Below are 17780 nucleotides of genomic sequence, written 5' to 3' on the forward strand. Positions count from 1 at the left end.
CAAGAGGTTCCGCGCCGGGACCACGGCCGAAGGCCTACTTGACGCGGTCATGCCACCGCCGGACGATGCCTCGCACGGGGAGACCCACCCCGTACCCCCCACCGCAGGAGACGACATGCGCTTGCGCATACGCGGCATACGACACACACGCGGCAGAAGGTCCGCCACCCTCACGGCCCTCCTGGCGCTCGCCGTCGCGGCCCCGCTCGCCGCCACCGCGACCGCGCCGCCCACCGACATCCCGGCCGCCTCCGCCGCCACCACGGAGGAGGTCATCCGCCAGTACGAGATCCACGGCCCCTCCACCCCCGCCGAACGCACCGCCATCGCCGCCACCGGCGTCGCGATCGACGAGGCCGACGACCACGCGGTCGTCGTCAGCGCCAACGCCGAGCAGGCGCGGGGGCTCCGCGCCCTCGGCCACAAGCTGGAGGCCCTGCCCGCCCCGCCCGACCGGACCGGCGGCAAGGCCGTCGGCGCCATGGACTTCCCCTCCGCCGACGCGCGGTACCACAACTACGCCGAGATGAACGCGGAGATCAGCCAGCGGCTCCAGCAGTACCCGAACATCATGAGCCGCCGCGTCATCGGCAAGTCGTACCAGGGCCGCGACATCGTCGCCATCAAGATCAGCGACAACGTGGCCACGGACGAGAACGAGCCCGAGATCCTCTTCACCCACCACCAGCACGCGCGCGAGCACCTGACCGTCGAGATGGCGCTGTACCTGATGCGCGAGTTCGGCGCCGGCTACGGCTCCGACTCCCGGATCACCAGCGCCGTCAACAACCGCGAGATCTGGATCGTGCCGGACCTCAACCCGGACGGCGGCGAGTACGACATCGCCACCGGCTCCTACCGGAGCTGGCGCAAGAACCGGCAGCCCAACTCCGGCTCCTCGTACATCGGCACGGACATGAACCGCAACTGGAACTACAAGTGGGGCTGCTGCGGCGGCTCCTCAGGCTCGTACTCCTCCGAGACCTACCGCGGCTCGGCCCCCGAGTCGGCCCCCGAGGTGAAGGTCGTCGCCGACTTCGTCCGCTCCCGCGTCGTGGGCGGCAAGCAGCAGATCAAGGCGGGCATCGACTTCCACACGTACAGCGAACTGGTGCTGTGGCCCTACGGCTACACCTACAACGACACGGCCCCCGGCCTGACCCAGGACGACCGTGACGCCTTCGCGACCGTCGGCCGCAAGATGGCCGCGAGCAACGGCTACACCCCCGAGCAGTCCAGCGACCTGTACATCACGGACGGGTCCATCGACGACTACCTGTGGGGCGCGCACAAGATCTTCGGCTACACCTTCGAGATGTACCCGCGTTCCGCCTCCGGCGGCGGCTTCTACCCGCCCGACGAGGTCATCGAACGCGAAACCAGCCGCAACCGCGACGCGGTGCTGCAACTGATCGAGAACGCCGACTGCATGTACCGCTCGATCGGCAAGGAGCAGCAGTACTGCGCGTGACCCGGAAATGACCGGCGCGGTACGGCGCTCGTGAAGCCGTACCGCGCCGGTTGGCGTTCGCCTACACCACCAGGCTCAGCGCGGCCGCGACGGCGAAGCCGGCGACCGACAGGACGGACTCCAGCACCGTCCAGGACTTGAGGGTGTCGCGCTCCGAGATGCCGAAGTACTTGGCGACGATCCAGAAGCCGCCGTCGTTGACGTGCGAGGCGAAGATGGAGCCGGCCGAGATCACCATGATGACGAGCGCCAGGAACGCCTGTGAGTGGCCGCCGTTCTCCACCAGCGGGAGCACGATGCCGGCCGTCGTGACGATGGCGACCGTCGCCGAGCCCTGGGCGACGCGCAGGACCAGGGAGATGAGGTAGGCGAGGACGACGACCGGCAGACCGATGCCGTTGAAGGTGTCGGAGAGCGCCTGGGCGACGCCGCTGCCCTTCAGTACGGCTCCGAAGACGCCACCCGCGCCGACGACGAGGAGGATGTTGCCGACCGGCTTGAGGGACTGGGTGGACACCGACTCCAGGGACGTACGGGACCAGCCGCGCCGGATGCCCAGCAGGTAGTACGCCATGACGAGGGCGATCGTCAGCGCGACGAAGGGGTTGCCGAAGAACTCCACGACCGAGCGGAGGGTGGTGGGCTCCAGCGCGATGGAGGAGAACGTGGCGGCGAGGATGAGGACGAGGGGCGTGCCGATGATGGTGAGGACGGTGGAGAGGGCGACCGGGGCCTCGGGGGCGCCCTTCCGGTCGGCGGCCACCGCCGCCTTCGCGTCCTCGGCGGCTTCCACCATGTCCTCCGGCACGGGGACGAAGAGGCGCTGGCCGATCCACGCGGCGTAGGCCCAGGCGGCGAGGACCGCCGGGACGCCGACGACGACGCCCATGAGGATGACCCAGCCGAGCGAGACGTGCAGCAGTCCGGCGGCGGCCACCGGGCCGGGGTGCGGGGGCAGGAAGGCGTGCGTCATGGACAGGCCGGCGAGCAGCGGCATCGCGTAGAGGAGGATCGAGCGGCCGGAGCGCTTGGCGGCCGCGTAAACGATCGGCGCGAGGACGAAGATGCCGACGTCGAAGAAGACGGGGATGCCGAAGATCAGGCCGGTCAGGCCCATGGCGAGCGGGGCGCGCCGCTCGCCGAACAGGCCGAGGAGGCGGGAGGACAGCACCTGGGCGCCGCCGGACACTTCGAGGATCGCGCCGAGCATGGTGCCGAGGCCGATGATGATGGCGACGTGGCCGAGGATGCCGCCCATGCCGGTCTCGATGACGGAGGTGGCGGCCGACTTCTGGACGGTGCCGAAGAGCTCGGTGACGGAGAGCCCGGCGGCGAGGCCGACGGCTATGGAGACGGCGAGCAGCGCGACGAACGGCTGGAGCCGGACCTTGATGATGAGGAAGAGCAGGAGGGCGATTCCGAGGGCGGCGACGGTGAGGAGACCGGCGGTGCCGTCGATGAGGAGGAGCAGTCCTCCGCTGTGCACGGGCATGGGATCTCATTTCGGGCAGGGCGGATCGCGGCACGGCGCTCCGGGGGTGAACGCCGTGCCGTGCTGCGGCTCGTGAAGGGGGATCAGTCCAGGACCGCCAGGGCGTCGATCTCGATGAGCAGGCCGGCGGGGAGGCCGACGTAGACCGTGGTGCGGGCGGCGGGGGGCACGGTCGGGTCGGCGAAGTACTCGTTGTAGATCTCGTTCATCTCGGCGAAGTGCGCCGTGTCCGTGAGGTAGACGCGCATCATCATCACGTCGTCCCAGCTCGCTCCGCCCTCCTTGAGGACGGCCTCGACGTTGGCGAGCGTCTGGAGGGTCTGTTCGCGCAGGGTCGGCCCGGCGGGGGTCGGCGCCTGTCCCTCGACGGCGGGGAGGAAGCCGACCTGGCCGGCGACCTGGAGGATGTTGCCCTTGCGGACGCCGTGGGAGAACTTGGCGGGCGGGGCGGTGTGGGTGGCGGGGGTGATCGCGATCTTCTCGGTGGTCATGCGGTCGCTTCCTTGGGTGGGGTGGTTCCTGAGTACTCGCGGCTGATGGCGTCGGCGGTGCGGCGCACCAGCGGGAGCAGGGCGAGGAGTTCGTCGGCGGTGACGACGACGTTGGGCGCGGACACCGACATGGCGGCGACGACCCGGCCGTCCGCGCCGCGGATGGGGGCCGCGACGCAGTTGATGGACTCCTCGTGGCCGCCGAGGTCGGTGGCCCAGCCCTGTTCGCGCACGGTCGCCAGCTCCTGGAGGAAGGCGGCGGCGTTCGGGATCGAACGGGGCGTGTACATGGGGTAGTCGAGCTTCGCGGCGAGCGCGCGGCGCTCGGGCTCGGGCAGGTCGGCGAGGAGCAGCTTCGCCACGGCGGCGACGGTGATGGCGACGGGTTTGCCGATGCGCGAGTACATCCGGACCGGGTAGCGGCTGTCGACCTTGTCGATGTAGAGCACCTCGCCCTCCTCGTACACGGCGAGGTGCACGGTGTGGCCGGTCTCCTCGCCCAGTCGTACGAGGTGGGGGTGGGCGATCTCGCGGATGTCGAGGTTCTCGACGGCTTCCTGCGCGAGGGCGAACAGGCGGGCGCCGAGGCGGTAGCGCTGGTCCTCCTGGCGGTAGACCAGGCCGTGCTCGTGGAGGGTGCGCAGCAGCCGCAGCGCGGTGGATTTGTGTACGCCGAGGGCGTCGGCGACCTGTCCGAGGTCGGCGGGGCCTCGCGCGAGCAGCGGCAGGATGCTGAGCGCGCGGTCGACGGTCTGGCTCATGGCGTACGTACCTCCTGGTCTTCCCCGGTCCGCATCCAGCCGGGGCCGAGGTGCAGTCTCCCCCAGGCGGTGTCGTCCAGGTCGGCGAGGCGGTCGGCGTGTGCGGTGGCGGGCGGGGCGCCGAGGTCCCCGGCGACGGTGAGCGCGGCGGCGGCCATGAGGTGCCCGTGCCGGAGGCGCTGTTTGAGCGCGAGCCCCCGGAGGGTGGCGGACAGGAACCCGGCGGCGAAGGCGTCCCCGGCGCCGACGGGGGCGACGACGTCCACGCGGGGGGCGGGCACGAAGGCGGCGGCGCCGCCCTCCGCGAACGCCGTCGCGCCGCGCCCGCCGTGCTTGACGACCAGGACCGCGGGTTCCGGGAGCGCCTCCCGGATGGATGCCGCGCCCCGCAGCCCCCACGCCGCCTCCGCCTCGTCCTCGCCGACGAACACGAGGTCGGCGTCCCGGGCCAGGCCGAGCAGGACGGCGGGGTCGGCGCCGCGCCACAGGCCGGGCCGGTGGTTGACGTCGAAGGAGACCAGGGGCCGGCCGGGGCGGCGGGCGGTGAGCGCGCGGGTGAGGGCGAGGCAGCCGTCCGAGAGCGCGGCGGTGATGCCGGACAGGTGCAGGACGCGGCCGGTGGCGACGTCCTCGTAGGGGACCGTCTCCGGGGACATCGCGGAGGCGGCGGATCCGGCGCGGTAGTAGACGACCTCGTGGGCGTCGGTGGCCCGGTCGGTGGCCGTGCGGAAGTAGACGCCCGTCGGGCGGTCGGGGTCGCGGCGTACGGCGGCGGTGTCGACCCCGTACGCGGCGACGGCCTCCACCAGGTGGTCGCCGAAGCCGTCGGCGCCGACGCGGCTGACCCACCGCGTCCGGTGGCCCGCCGCCGCCAGGGCGCAGGCGACGTTGGACTCGGCGCCCCCGATGGCGCGGGTGAAGGACGGCACGTCGGCGAGGCGGCCGGGGCGGGAAGGCAGGAATGTGACCATGGACTCGCCGAGACAGACGACGTCGGTTGCGGTCACGCTGGCGGCTCCTCACGGGGTCCGCCGGATCCATTGACCCGGCGTTGCGCCGGATGTTAGACACCACTGAGCGATATACGCAATGACCGTTGCAGAGCATGCAACAGATGGGGAGGGGTCGCCATGGCCACCGCACACCTCAGGGCCGAGCACCTCACGCGGGAGCGCATCGACCACCGCTTCAAGGGCCTCCCCATCGACGCCGAAGGGCTGACCGTCGGCGAGCTGGCCGCCCAGCGCCGCGACCTCTTCACCGGCGGCTTCACCACGCCCGTCCTCGCCCTCTCCGCCGAGGCCCTGGAGCACAACCTCGCGCTGCTGGAGACGTACGCCGAGCGGCACGGCCTCGCCTTCGCCCCGCACGGCAAGACGTCCATGGCGCCGCAGCTCTTCGACCGGCAGATCGAGTACGGCGCCTGGGGCATCACGGCGGCCGTGCCGCACCAGGCCCGCGTCTACCGGACCTTCGGCATCCGGCGGATCTTCCTCGCCAACGAGCTGGTCGACCCCGCCGCACTGCGCTGGCTCGCCGACGAGCTCGCCGCCGACCCGGACTTCCGCTTCATCTGTTACGTCGACTCCGTGCGCGGCGTCGAGCTGATGGACGAGGCCCTTTCCGGCAGGGCCCCGCGCCCGGTCGACGTCGTCGTCGAGCTCGGTGCGGGCGACGGCGCGCGCACCGGGGCGCGTACGGAGGCCGACTGCGCCGCCGTGGCGGACGCCGTCGCCGCGACGAGCACGCTGCGCCTGGTGGGCGTCGCCGGGTACGAGGGCGAGGTGCCGAACGCGACGCCCGACGCCGTGCGGGCCTGGCTGCACCGGCTCACGGCCATCGCCGTCGAGTTCGACAAGGCGGGCCGGTTCACCGACGGCCCGGACGAGATCGTGGTGAGCGCGGGCGGCAGCGCCTGGTTCGACACGGTCGCCGAGGTGTTCGCCGAACTGCCGCCGCTGTCCCGCCCGGTGCTCAAACTGCTGCGCTCCGGCGCGTACGTGTCCCACGACGACGGCCAGTACAGGAACCTCACCCCCTTCAACCGGGTCCCGGAGGAGGGCGCCCTCCAGCCCGCGTTCCGGCTGTGGGCCCAGGTGGTGTCCCGCCCGACGGCGGAGCAGGCCTTCGTCAACGCGGGCAAGCGGGACGCCGCGTACGACCTCCACCTCCCCGAGGCGCAGGTCGTCCGTTCCGCCCGCGACGGGTCGGTCCGCCCGGCGGACGGGATCACCGTGACCCGCCTCTCCGACCAGCACGCCTGGCTGGAGACGACGGCCGACGCCGAGCTGGAGGTGGGCGACTGGGTCGGCATGGGCCTGTCGCACCCGTGCACGTCGTTCGACAAGTGGCAGCTCATTCCGCTGGTCGAGGCGGACGGCACGGTCGTCGACTTCATCCGTACCTTCTTCTAGGAGCGGCCGGCATGGACCTCGTCATACGGGACGTACGCGTCGTCGACGGCACCGGTGGCCCGTCGTACCGCGCCGACGTCGGCGTCACCGGCGGCCGCATCGCCGCGATCCGCCGGGAGGGCGACCGCCCGCTGACCGGCGCGCGGCTCCTGGACGCGCACGGCCTGGCCCTGTCCCCCGGCTTCATCGACATGCACGCCCACAGCGACCTCGCGCTGCTCCGCGACCCGGACCACAGCGCCAAGGCCGCCCAGGGCGTCACGCTCGAAGTGCTGGGGCAGGACGGCCTGTCGTACGCGCCGGTGGACGACCGCACCCTCGACGAGGTCCGCCGGGCCATCACCGGGTGGAACGGCGACGGATCGGACATCGAGTTCGACTGGCGGACGGTCGGCGAGTACCTGGACCGGCTGGACCGCCAGGGCATCGCCGTCAACGCGGCCTACCTCATCCCCCAGGGGACGGTCCGGGCGTACGCCATGGGCTGGGAGGACCGCCCGCCGACCGACGCCGAACTCACCCGTATGAAGCGGCTCGTCGCCGAGGGCCTGGAGCAGGGCGCGGTCGGCATGTCGTCCGGCCTCACCTACACGCCCGGCATGTACGCGCGTGACGCCGAACTGACCGAGCTGTGCCGGGTCGTGGCGGCGTACGACGGCTACTACTGCCCGCACCACCGCAGTTACGGCGCCGGCGCCCTCCGGGCGTACGAGGAGATGCTCGCCCTCACCCGGGAGGCCGGCTGCGCGCTGCACCTGGCCCACGCCACCATGAACTTCGGCGTCAACAAGGGCAGGGCGCCCGAGCTGCTGGCGCTGCTCGACGGGGCGCTGGCGGACGGCGCCGACATCTCGCTCGACACCTACCCCTACACGCCCGGCTGCACGACGCTCGTCGCCCTGCTGCCGAGCTGGTCGAGCGAGGGCGGCCCGGAAGCGGTCCTGGCCCGGCTGCGGGACGACGCCACGGCCGAGCGCATCCGCCACCACCTCGAAGTCACCGGCTCGGACGGCTGTCACGGCGTACCCGTCGAGTGGGACACCATCGAGATCTCGGGCGTTTCCGCGCCGGGCCTGGCGCACCACGTCGGCCGCCGCCTGGACGGCTGGACGACCGCCCGGCGGCTGCTGATCGAGGACGGCCTCGGCACGACGATCCTCCAGCACGTGGGCCATGAGGAGAACGTCCGCGCGATCATGCGCCACCCCGTCCACACGGGCGGCTCGGACGGCATCCTCCAGGGCACCAAGCCCCACCCGCGCGCCTACGGCACCTTCCCCCACTACCTCGGGCGGTACGCGCGTGAGCTGGGCGTCCTGTCGCTGGAGGAGACCGTCGCCCACCTCACCTCCCGCCCGGCCGCCCGCCTCCGCCTCCCCGACCGGGGCCTGGTCCGCGAGGGCTACCGCGCCGACCTGGTCCTCTTCGACCCGGCCACGGTCGCGGCCGGCTCCACCTTCGCCGCTCCCCGCACCCTGCCGACCGGCATCCCGCACGTCCTGATCGACGGCCGCTTCGTCATCGAGGAAGGGCGGCGCACGGACGTCCTGGCGGGCCGGGCGGTGCGGCGGACCCTCTAGGTACGGGCGGCGTCCTGCTCCGCCGCGCGCGAGCCGGGCACCCGGCCGTCGCGGCCCGGGGCGGTGGCCGCCTCCTGGCGTACCAGCACCGTGCCCACGACGCACGCGGCGGCCGCGAGGGCGAAGCCGTACGCCGGGGTGCTGCCCGAGGGGGCCGTTTCGTAGGCGAGGGCGGTGGACAGGACCAGGACGACGCGGGCGGCGCGGCCGCGCGGGGCGGCGGCGGCGATCACGGTGGCGCCCCACAGGAGGTACCAGGGCTGGACCATCGGGGACAGGGCGACCAGGGCGAGGAGGGCCAGGCCGAGGGCGTGGACCGGGTCGGGGCGGCCGCGTGCGGAGCGCCGGGCCAGGTGGGCGATGAGCGCGAGCGCCGCGGCGAGGCCCAGGCGCTGGACGGTGGCCTTCACCGGGTCCGGGTCCGTGCCCAGCAGCAGGTGCAGCAGCTCGCCCAGGGCGAGGCCCAGGTCGCTGGTGGCCGACAGCGCGGTGTGGATCGTCCCGGCGACGCTCTGGGTCCGCAGCCAGCCGAACCCGGTGCCGGCGGCCAGTGTGGCGGCCACGGCCACCGCCCCGGCGATCGCCCCCGGCGCCAGCAGCCCCTTCGCCACGCGCCGTACGAGCGGGCCGGTCGCCGCCCTGCCGACGATCACGCCGATGAACAGCAGCGCCACCGCGGCCGGGGACTTGACCATCACCGCGAGCCCGACGACCGCGCTGCCCGCGATCCACCGGCCGCCCCGGGCGAGGACCACGCCCGCCAGCATGAGGGCGATCATCAGCCCGTCGTTGTGCATGCCGCCCACGACGTGCACGAGGAGGAGCGGGTTGAGCGCGCCGAGCCAGAGAGCACCGCTCTCCCCACCGGCGGAGGACCGCCCGAGCCGGCGCAGCGCCCAGACGATCAGGACCAGCGCCGCCACGGCGATCAGCCGCATGCCGAGTACCGCGGGCACGATCGTCCCGCCCGTCACCCAGGTCACGGCCTGCGCCAGTACCAGGAAGACCGGCCCGTACGGGGCGGGCGTGTCCGTCCAGTTCCCGCCGACGCTCGCGGCGGCGTCCCCGCCGAGCCCGGCAGGGTCGAGTACGGAGGGCCCGACGCCGTAGACGTCGTGGCCCTCCAGGACCATCGCGCCCTGGGCGACGTAGCTGTAGACGTCGGCGCTGTGGAGGGGCGGGGCGAGGAGCAGCGGGGCCGTCCACCAGCCGAGCGCGGTGAGCGTCTCGCGCACGGACGCCCCGGCCCGTCCATGGCCCCACCAGGCCACGACCAGGGCGGTCAGCCCGGCGTACGCGAGGACGCCGGCGGCCACCGTGACCCCCGGCCCGTGGGGGACCCAGATCCCCCACGGGTCGCGGGCCGGCAGCGCACCGGCGGCCCAGCCGCCGGCGGCCACCGCGGCCGACCCGGCCGCACCCAGCCGGCGGTACCCGGCAGCGCTCATTGCCCACATGACCCGCCAACCTATCGGGCGGGCCGGGCACGTCGTGCTACGGCTTGGGCAGGGCGCACCCCGGGCGGCCGAGGTCGATCTTGTTGCCGGTGCCGACGCAGGCGACGATGGTGTACGTCTGCTGGCCGTAGTTGATCCCGTGGCGGACGGTCACGGTGCCGTTCTCGTCGACCTCGCAGGGGTTGTTCATGGTGCAGCGCCGGCCGTCCTCGTTGCCGGTGTTGTTGACGCCGACGACCTTGCCGGTGGCGTTGTCGATGACGGGCGAGCCGGAGGTGCCGCCGATGGTGTCGCAGGCGGCGGTGTAGCGGATGGAGTCCTTCATCGTCCAGCCGGCTTCCTTCAGGCGGTACGCGAAGCCGTCGATCGAGCAGCCATAGATCCGCTTCCAGTAGCCGGAGACCACCTTGATGGCGGTGCCCTGGGCGGGGCGGGTGGCGTTCAGCTCCAGGGCCTTGATGCCGTACCGGCTCTGTATCTGGGCGTACGTGCTGGTCAGCTCGTACAGGGAGACGTCGGTGTCGGTCATGGTCGCGTACGCGATCCTGGCCGCGCGGAGGGTGGCGACCTTGGTGCCGGCGGAGTTGAGCAGGCTGAAGCTGCGGGTGGACGGCTTGTCGACGACAACCGTGCCGGGGCCGGGCATGCCGCTCTCCAGGCAGTGCCCGTTCGACAGGACGAGCGCGGGGTCGGTCGGCTGGGAGCCGGGTACGCGGACGACGGAACCGGAGCAGTTGCTGAGCGCGACGGTGCCGGCGAAGTCGACGGCGGCGGCGGTGGTCTTGGCGGTGGTCTTTGCGGTGGGGGCGGGCTTGTGGGGGGCGGGGGCCGGGGCTGCTGTGGCGGTGGTGGCGCCCGCTCCGAGGAGCGTGAGCGCGAGCAGCGCGCCGGCGAGAGGCTTTCGCATGTGGGGGGTCCCCTCTTGGGCGATGACTTTTGTCATGCGCATTGTGAGGGGCCGGGCACGGCCGGGAGGAGAGCGTTTTCGGCCGCGCGCGCCCGACGGGCCTGCGGGCCGGTCGTCAGTCGTCCGACAGCACCTGCGCGAAGCCCGTGTTCACGGCCAGGAGACCGCCATCGACGCGGAGGGTCGTGCCCGTGACCCAGGAGGCGTCCGGGGAGGCCAGGAAGGCCACCGCCGCCGCGATGTCCTCCGGCTCACCCACTCGGCCCAGCGGGTAGACCCGGCCGGCCAGGGCCTCCAGCTCGCCCTCCCGGCCCTCCCAGCCACGAGTGCGGATCGTGCCGGGGTTGACCTGGTTGACGCGGACGCCGCGCCGGGCGGCCTCGGCCGCCAGCGTGCGGGTGAGCGAGGTGAGCCCGGCCTTGGCGGCGCTGTACGCGTGGCCGCCGAAGGCCTGCTCGGCGTTGACCGACCCGATGTTCACGATCGCGCCGCGCCCCGACGCCGCCAGGTGCGGCAGCGCGGCCCGGGAGCACCGCAGCGCGCCGACCAGCGTGACGTCCAGGGAACGCTGCCAGGTCGCGTCGCTCTCGTCCTCGAAACGCGGGGCGTCCGGGGTGCGCGCGAAGGCGTTGTTGACGAGCACGTCCAGGCGGCCGAAGGTCTCCGCGGCGTACGCCACCGCCGCCCCGACCGCCGCCGGGTCGCTCACGTCGCACCCGTGCGCCGCCGCCTCCGGGATCGTGCCGGCCACCTCGCGCGCGAGGTCTCCGTCGATGTCGGCGACCAGCACCCGCGCGCCCTCGTCCGCGAGCCTCCGCGCGGTGGCCTCCCCGATGCCGCGTGCCGCGCCGGTGATCAGTACGCCGTACCCGTCGAAACGTCCCAGAGCGCCCATCCGGCGATGATCCCGCGCGCGTGCGGGGCGATCAAGGGCGCCCGCCCCCGCCACGCCCACCGCCGCCCACGGGGGCGAAGTGGCACAAAACACGAGGCGCCCCACCCGCCACCGCCGTAAGCTCGCGACATGCAGGTGATCCAGTCCACGAAGCTCGCCAACGTCTGTTACGAAATCCGGGGCCCGGTGCTCGAGGAGGCGATGCGGCTGGAGGCTGCGGGTCACCGGATCCTGAAGCTCAACACGGGCAACCCCGCCGCCTTCGGCTTCGAGTGCCCGCCCGCGATCCTCGAGGACATGCTCCGCAACCTCGGCGAGTCGCACGGCTACGGCGACGCCAAGGGCCTGCTGTCGGCCCGCCGGGCGGTGATGAGCCACTACGAGACCAAGGGCATCCCGCTCTCCGTCGAGGACATCTACCTCGGCAACGGCGTCTCCGAGCTGATCCAGATGGCGATGCAGGCGCTGCTCGACGACGGCGACGAGGTCCTCGTACCGGCGCCCGACTATCCGCTGTGGACGGCGTCCGTGTCCCTCGCGGGCGGTACGGCGGTGCACTACCGCTGCGACGAGCAGGCCGACTGGATGCCGGACCTCGCCGACATCGAGCGCAAGATCACCGACCGGACCAAGGCACTCGTCATCATCAACCCGAACAATCCGACGGGTGCGGTGTACGACGACGAGATGCTGCGCGGGCTGACCGAGATCGCCCGCCGCCACAACCTGGTGGTCTGCTCGGACGAGATCTACGACAAGATCCTCTACGACGGGGTCACGCACACCCCGACCGCCGCCATCGCGCCCGACCTGCTGGTCCTCACCTTCAACGGCATGTCGAAGAACTACCGGGTGGCCGGCTACCGCAGCGGCTGGCTGGCGGTGTGCGGGCCCAAGGCGCACGCCTCCTCGTACATCGAGGGCCTGACGATCCTCGCGAACATGCGACTGTGCGCCAACATGCCGGCGCAGCACGCCATCGCCGCCGCGCTCCAGGGGCGGCAGTCGATCGAGGCCCTGGTGCGGCCGGGCGGGCGGCTGCTGGAGCAGCGGGACGTGGCGTACGAGCTGCTGGTGCAGATCCCGGGCGTGACGTGCGTGAAGCCTAAGGGCGCGCTGTACCTGTTCCCGCGGCTCGACCCGGACGTCTACAAGATCAAGGACGACCGGCAGATGGTCCTCGACCTGCTGCGGGCCGAGAAGATCATGGTGGTGCACGGGACGGGCTTCAACTGGCACGAGCCGGACCACTTCCGGATCGTCACGCTGCCCAACGCCACGGATCTGGCGGACGCGGTGACGCGGATCGGGAACTTCCTCGACGGCTACAGCCAGCACTGACAGCCACACATGGAGTCAGCTCAACTTTAGACAGAATCCAAGGTAGGATGGTCTCCTGTCGAGAGCAGGAGGCCGTCCACCATGTACGAACCGATCCGCACCAAGTCGGTCCACCGGATGGCCGACGACGCCCAGGACCGCATCCCGCACCGCTCCCGCGAGGAGGAGCTGGACATCCAGCTCGCCGGGCACCTCGCCGCCCTGCTCGCCGTGACCGACGAGCTCGGCGACGACGCGGCGGCGGAGCGCATCGCCCAGCAGGTCGCCCGGCTGCGCGGCGCCCCGCCCGCCCGGCACGCGGGCCTCACCGGCGCCGACCCGGCGGCCCTGCACGGCCGCGCCCACGCCCTCGCGGGCCGCGCCCTGGTCGTCGCCGCCTCCCGGGCCGACACGGCCGCCGCGATCCTCGCCGCCGAGCGCATGGACGCGCACACCGCCGCGCTGAACGACCTCAGCGGCGAGCGCCGCCCCGTCAGCGCCCTCTGAACGGCCCCGGTCCGCGCCCGGGGAGGGCGCGGACCGGGTTGCCACCCCCTCACGACTCCGGCCTCGGACGCCGCCTGATCGGTGCGTCCGAGGCCGGAGTCGTCGGCGCGTCAAGGCCGGCGCGACGTGGGCGCGGTGTCTTCCGGACTCGCGCCCGAAGCGCGCGGCCCGGAAGCGGGCGTCCGTCACCGCGCACCGCGGTTCGCCGCTCACCGCCTCCGCGCCCACGACGACCCGCCGCGCCGACTCGCCGGGCGCGATGCTCCCGACGTACGCCGTGCCCGTCCCGGACACCCGCCCTTCACCGTCCCGGAACTCCACGCCGATCGTGTACGCGCCCGGCCGCGCCGCCCGGCTGGTGACCGTCAGCCCGGCGACCGGCCGGCCACTGACCGGGTCGGCCGCGCAGGAGGCGACGGTCACGTCGTCGGACGGGAACCTCAGGTTCCGGTGGTTCTCCCCCACCGCGTGGATGTAGAGGCCGATCCCCACGACGGGCGCGACCACCAGGACGCCGGCCAGCACGAGCAGCACGATCGTCGCGTCGGTCGGCCCCGTCCTGGGCGGCGTCAGCGGCGTACCCACACCGTCGCCTCGGCGCTCGACGCCTCGTGGACGTCGTCACCCGCGTAGCCGACGGTGTACGTCACCGAGCCGCGCACCCGGGGCAGGTCCTTGATCGTGAACGTGCCGTCGGCCGCGACCGCCACCGAGGTGAGCGCTCCCGTGCCGAGCCGGTCGGCGCGCTGGACGGCCAGCGTGATCCCGGACGGCAGCGGCCGCCCCTGGGCGGTGAGCTTGCCGGTGATCTCCAGGCCCGCGCTCATGGACGCCTCGGCGGGCGCGGTGAGCGTGATCGCGGTGGGCGCCTTGGCCACGGACACGGTCAGGCTGACGTCCTGGGCCGGGCGGTGGGTGAGGTCGCCGAGGAAGGACAGCGTGTACGTCGACTCGCCCACCCGCGCGGGCACGTCAAGCACGGTGAACGTCCCGTCGGCGGCCACCTCGGCGGCGGCGATCTTGCGCGTGCCGTCCGCGTCGGTGCGTACGGCCGTGACCTCGACCGGCTCGGCGGGCGCGGGGCCGTCCAGCTCCAGGCGGCCCCGGATGCCGACCGGCTCCCCGACGACGGCCTGGGCGGGGGTGGAGGTGAGCCCGCCGGTGAAGCGGGAGTCGTACTGGGCGGCCGGCGGCTGGATGACGTGCAGCCAGAAGGCGTTGCCGTACGCGTTGGTGGTGAGGGCGAAGAGCCGGGCGCCGTCCTTGGACCAGCCGAGGCCGCGCGGGACGACCCGGTTCCCGTCGACCTCGCCCTCGTAGGCGAATTCGAGCGGTGCGGTGCCGTTCGCCGGGTCGGCGGGCTGGATCAGCAGGTCGGGTGTCGAGCCGCCGGCCGATGCGCCGCGCGCGACGTACTTCCCGTCGCCGCTGAAGGACACGGCACTGGCCACCGCCCCGGCGGGCAGCGGCTGGTAGGGGGTCGCCGCGTCCGACAGGTCGCCGGAGTTCAGCAGCCGGGTGCCGTGGGCGGCGTCGGCGACCGCGACGTGCTTGCCGTCGGCGCTGACCGCGATGTCCTTCAGGTCGAGCGCGCCCTTGCCCTCGGCGTCCGCGAAGCGGCGCGCGTCGCCCCGTACGGGGGTGGAACCGCTGGTGTCGTACGAGGTGAGGAACGGGTTGGCGGCCTGCGGGCCCTTGGCCTGGCCCATGAACAGCCGGTTCGGCGCTCCCGCGCCCGTTTCGAGCAGCACCTCGCCGGGAGCGTTCCAACCGGTCCGCGCGTGGACGCCGTCGACGATCGAGTCCAGCTCGGTCGGGTTCTGGTCGCAGTAGTAGTCGCTGGAGGCAAAGGTGGTGGTGTGCCAGCGCTTGGTGCCGGTGACGGCCAGGTCACGGGTGCAGGAGTCCTGGTGTACGACGGTATGGCCCGTCTCCTGGAGGGTCAGGGCGTCGTAGGCGACGATGAGTTCGCGCTGGCCCACGTAGAGCGTGGTGGCGTCCTCGCTCACCGCCAGGCCGGAGGCGCGGGTGGCGGTCTGGAACTGGCCGACCCGCCGGCCCTCGAAGTCGTAGGCGACGACCGTGCCGCCGTAGCGCGCGTCGCTCGCCTTGTCGGAGACGAAGACACGCTGGTTCGCCGAGTCGACGACCATGTCGGAGAACGAGGAGATCGGCAGTTTGGCGACGACGTCGCTCGCCCCGGCGGCGTACGCGGCGGGCGCGGCGGCCGCGACCAGGCCGGTGGTGCCGAGCGTGAGCGAGAGGGCGACGAGCGTGGACGTGACGCGTCGCCGGGAACGTGCGGAACGTACGGACGTATTCAATTGGGCCCCCCACAGGCGTGATTGGCCCTCCCCGTGAGGAGAGGGACACGTGGGGGAAATGTAACCGCCGTGCACGGATTGCGCACAGGGGTTCGAGAGCGTGCCGTGAAAAGTTCGGCCCCCGAAGCCTGAGGGGGCTTCGGGGGCCGAGGGAATCGTGGCGGACCGTCGTGACCCCACTGGTCAGGGCGGTTGTCGGGGCAGCCCGCCACGAGTCATGAGGGGCGCGGGCTCGGCTCGGCCGGCTCAGCCCAGGCGCTCCACCAGCGCGCGGTACTCGTCCCACAGCTCCTTCGGCGTGTGGTCGCCGAAGGTGTTGAGGTGCTCGGGCACCAGAGCGGCCTCCTCGCGCCAGACCTCGGTGTCGACCTTCAGCAGGAAGTCGAGGTCCTCCTCCGGCAGTTCCAGCCCGTCGGTGTCGAGGGCCTCGCGCGTCGGCAGGATGCCGATCGGGGTCTCGACGCCCTCGGCCTTGCCGTCCAGGCGCTCGACGATCCACTTCAGGACGCGGCTGTTCTCGCCGAAGCCGGGCCAGACGAACTTGCCGGCGTCGTTCTTGCGGAACCAGTTGACGTAGTAGATCTTCGGCAGCTTGGCGGCGTCCGCGTTCTTGCCGACCTTGATCCAGTGCGCCATGTAGTCGCCCATGTTGTAGCCGCAGAACGGCAGCATGGCGAACGGGTCGCGGCGCAGCTCGCCGACCTTGCCCTCGGCGGCGGCGGTCTTCTCGCTGGCGACGTTGGCGCCGAGGAAGACGCCGTGCTGCCAGTCGAAGGACTCGGTGACCAGCGGGACGGCGGTGGCGCGGCGGCCGCCGAAGAGGATCGCCGAGATCGGCACGCCCTTGGGGTCCTCCCACTCGGGCGCGATGATCGGGCACTGCGAGGCGGGCACAGTGAAGCGGGCGTTGGGGTGGGCGGCCGGGGTCTCGGAGTCCGGCGTCCAGTCGTTGCCCTTCCAGTCCGTGAGGTGCTTCGGCGCCTCCTCGGTCATGCCCTCCCACCACACGTCGTTGTCGTCGGTGAGCGCGACGTTGGTGAAGACGGCGTTGCCCCACAGGGTCTTCATGGCGTTGGCGTTGGTGTGCTCGCCGGTGCCGGGCGCGACGCCGAAGAAACCGGCCTCGGGGTTGATCGCGTACAGCCGGCCGTCCTCGCCGAACCGCATCCACGCGATGTCGTCGCCGATCGTCTCGACGGTCCAGCCGGAGATCGTGGGCTCCAGCATCGCGAGGTTGGTCTTCCCGCATGCGGACGGGAAGGCGGCGGCGACGTACTTCGACTCGCCCTGCGGCGGGGTGAGCTTGAGGATCAGCATGTGCTCGGCCAGCCAGCCCTCGTCGCGCGCCATGACGGACGCGATGCGCAGGGCGTAGCACTTCTTGCCGAGGAGGGCGTTGCCGCCGTAGCCGGAGCCGTAGGACCAGATCTCACGGCTCTCGGGGAAGTGCGAGATGTACTTGGTGGAGTTGCAGGGCCACGGCACGTCCTCCTGGCCCTCCTCCAGCGGGGCGCCGAGGGTGTGGACGGCCTTGACGAAGAAGCCGTCGTCGCCGAGCTGGTCGAGGACGGCCTGGCCCATGCGGGTCATGGTGCGCATGGAGACGGCGACGTACGCGGAGTCGGTGATCTCGACGCCGATGGCGGAGAGCGGCGAACCGAGCGGGCCCATGCAGAAGGGCACGACGTACATCGTGCGGCCCTTCATGGAGCCGCGGAAGATCCCCTTCTCACCGGCGAAGATCTCCTTCATCTCCGCCGGGGCCTTCCAGTGGTTGGTCGGGCCCGCGTCCTCCTCCTTCTCGGAGCAGATGAAGGTGCGGTCCTCCACGCGTGCCACGTCGGTGGGGTCGGACGCGGCGTAGTACGAGTTCGGACGCTTGATCGGGTCGAGCTTGCGGAACGTGCCCTTGGCGACGAGCTCCTCGCACAGGCGCTCGTACTCCGCCTCTGAACCGTCACACCAGACGACGCTGTCCGGCTGCGTGATTGCTGCGATCTCGTCGACCCAGGAGATCAGCTCCTGGTGATTGGTGGGGACGGTGGTGGGAGCCGCATTACCGCGCGCCACGATTGCTCCTTGTTGAGGGGTTTTGGGTTGTCTGCCCCGTGGGGGCTGCGACCCGGATGCTTCACTGCATGGATCATTGGCGCTCATCCGG

At 72.3% G+C, this 17780-nt stretch carries 15 protein-coding genes; 6 read left to right on the top strand and 9 right to left on the bottom strand.

From position 1 onward, the window contains the following. Window positions 1-115 precede the first annotated feature (115 nt). Window positions 116-1471 (top strand): M14 family metallopeptidase, encoded by a 1356-nt coding sequence (locus AB0J57_RS10875; RefSeq protein WP_366127714.1) that lies wholly within the window; start codon window positions 116-118, stop codon window positions 1469-1471. 61 nt (window positions 1472-1532) lie between these two features. Here the strand turns inward: AB0J57_RS10875 and AB0J57_RS10880 are convergent, their stop codons facing one another. From AB0J57_RS10880 to AB0J57_RS10895, 4 genes are all read right to left on the bottom strand, one after another. Next, a complete protein-coding gene (locus AB0J57_RS10880; RefSeq protein WP_366127715.1) occupies window positions 1533-2963 on the bottom strand; it encodes a gluconate:H+ symporter in 1431 nt (476 codons plus the stop codon). An 83-nt stretch (window positions 2964-3046) separates the two neighbouring features. Further along, window positions 3047-3454 carry a RidA family protein gene (locus AB0J57_RS10885; protein WP_366127716.1) on the bottom strand — a complete coding sequence of 136 codons (408 nt, stop codon included), beginning with the start codon at window positions 3452-3454 and terminating at the stop codon, window positions 3047-3049. After that, a complete protein-coding gene (locus AB0J57_RS10890) occupies window positions 3451-4215 on the bottom strand; it encodes an IclR family transcriptional regulator (protein WP_366127717.1) in 765 nt (254 codons plus the stop codon). The genes AB0J57_RS10885 and AB0J57_RS10890 overlap by 4 nt, the downstream gene beginning before the upstream one ends. Beyond that, entirely contained in the window at window positions 4212-5222 is a 1011-nt protein-coding gene (locus AB0J57_RS10895; protein ID WP_366127718.1) for a sugar kinase, read from the bottom strand. Before AB0J57_RS10895 ends, AB0J57_RS10890 begins: the two co-directional genes overlap by 4 nt. Before the next feature lie 123 nt (window positions 5223-5345). On the opposite strand from AB0J57_RS10895, the gene AB0J57_RS10900 reads away from it, so the two are divergent. Together AB0J57_RS10900 and AB0J57_RS10905 are read left to right on the top strand one after the other, a co-directional pair. Further along, on the top strand, window positions 5346-6629 hold the full coding sequence (locus AB0J57_RS10900) for an amino acid deaminase (RefSeq protein WP_366127719.1): 1284 nt from the start codon (window positions 5346-5348) through the stop codon (window positions 6627-6629). A gap of 11 nt (window positions 6630-6640) precedes the next feature. After that, window positions 6641-8209, top strand: a complete 1569-nt coding sequence (locus tag AB0J57_RS10905) for a D-aminoacylase (RefSeq protein WP_366127720.1) — start codon at window positions 6641-6643, stop codon at window positions 8207-8209. On the opposite strand, the gene mptB is transcribed toward AB0J57_RS10905, so the two are convergent. The 3 genes from mptB to AB0J57_RS10920 form a co-directional block, all read right to left on the bottom strand. Continuing rightward, window positions 8206-9666: a polyprenol phosphomannose-dependent alpha 1,6 mannosyltransferase MptB gene (mptB, locus tag AB0J57_RS10910; RefSeq protein ID WP_366127722.1), complete on the bottom strand. Its 1461-nt coding sequence runs from the start codon at window positions 9664-9666 to the stop codon at window positions 8206-8208. The genes AB0J57_RS10905 and mptB overlap by 4 nt on opposite strands. A 37-nt stretch (window positions 9667-9703) precedes the next feature. Beyond that, the gene (locus tag AB0J57_RS10915) at window positions 9704-10573 is read right to left on the bottom strand and encodes a serine protease (protein ID WP_366127724.1); all 870 of its coding nucleotides are present in this window, start codon (window positions 10571-10573) and stop codon (window positions 9704-9706) included. Between the two features lie 115 nt (window positions 10574-10688). After that, window positions 10689-11468 carry an SDR family NAD(P)-dependent oxidoreductase gene (locus AB0J57_RS10920; RefSeq protein ID WP_366127726.1) on the bottom strand — a complete coding sequence of 260 codons (780 nt, stop codon included), beginning with the start codon at window positions 11466-11468 and terminating at the stop codon, window positions 10689-10691. Window positions 11469-11597: 129 nt separating this feature from the next. Here AB0J57_RS10920 and AB0J57_RS10925 point away from each other — a divergent pair, with 129 nt between their 5' ends. The 3 genes from AB0J57_RS10925 to AB0J57_RS10935 all read left to right on the top strand — a co-directional run bounded on the left by AB0J57_RS10925 (window position 11598) and on the right by AB0J57_RS10935 (window position 13773). Then, window positions 11598-12809, top strand: a complete 1212-nt coding sequence (locus AB0J57_RS10925) for a pyridoxal phosphate-dependent aminotransferase (RefSeq protein WP_366127728.1) — start codon at window positions 11598-11600, stop codon at window positions 12807-12809. Between the two features lie 81 nt (window positions 12810-12890). Beyond that, entirely contained in the window at window positions 12891-13295 is a 405-nt protein-coding gene (locus tag AB0J57_RS10930) for a hypothetical protein (RefSeq protein WP_366127729.1), read from the top strand. A gap of 259 nt (window positions 13296-13554) precedes the next feature. Continuing rightward, window positions 13555-13773, top strand: coding sequence for a hypothetical protein (locus tag AB0J57_RS10935; RefSeq protein WP_366127730.1), 219 nt, complete (start codon window positions 13555-13557; stop codon window positions 13771-13773). Window positions 13774-13864: 91 nt separating this feature from the next. Here AB0J57_RS10935 and AB0J57_RS10940 read toward each other — a convergent pair whose 3' ends face one another. Together AB0J57_RS10940 and AB0J57_RS10945 are read right to left on the bottom strand one after the other, a co-directional pair. Then, complete coding sequence (locus AB0J57_RS10940; protein WP_366127731.1) at window positions 13865-15619, bottom strand: Ig-like domain repeat protein; 1755 nt, start codon at window positions 15617-15619, stop codon at window positions 13865-13867. A 246-nt stretch (window positions 15620-15865) separates the two neighbouring features. Then, window positions 15866-17689 (bottom strand): phosphoenolpyruvate carboxykinase (GTP), encoded by a 1824-nt coding sequence (locus AB0J57_RS10945; RefSeq protein ID WP_366127732.1) that lies wholly within the window; start codon window positions 17687-17689, stop codon window positions 15866-15868. Window positions 17690-17780: the final 91 nt, after the last annotated feature.

Source organism: Streptomyces sp. NPDC049837, assembly GCF_040674455.1.
Lineage (GTDB): Bacteria > Actinomycetota > Actinomycetes > Streptomycetales > Streptomycetaceae > Streptomyces.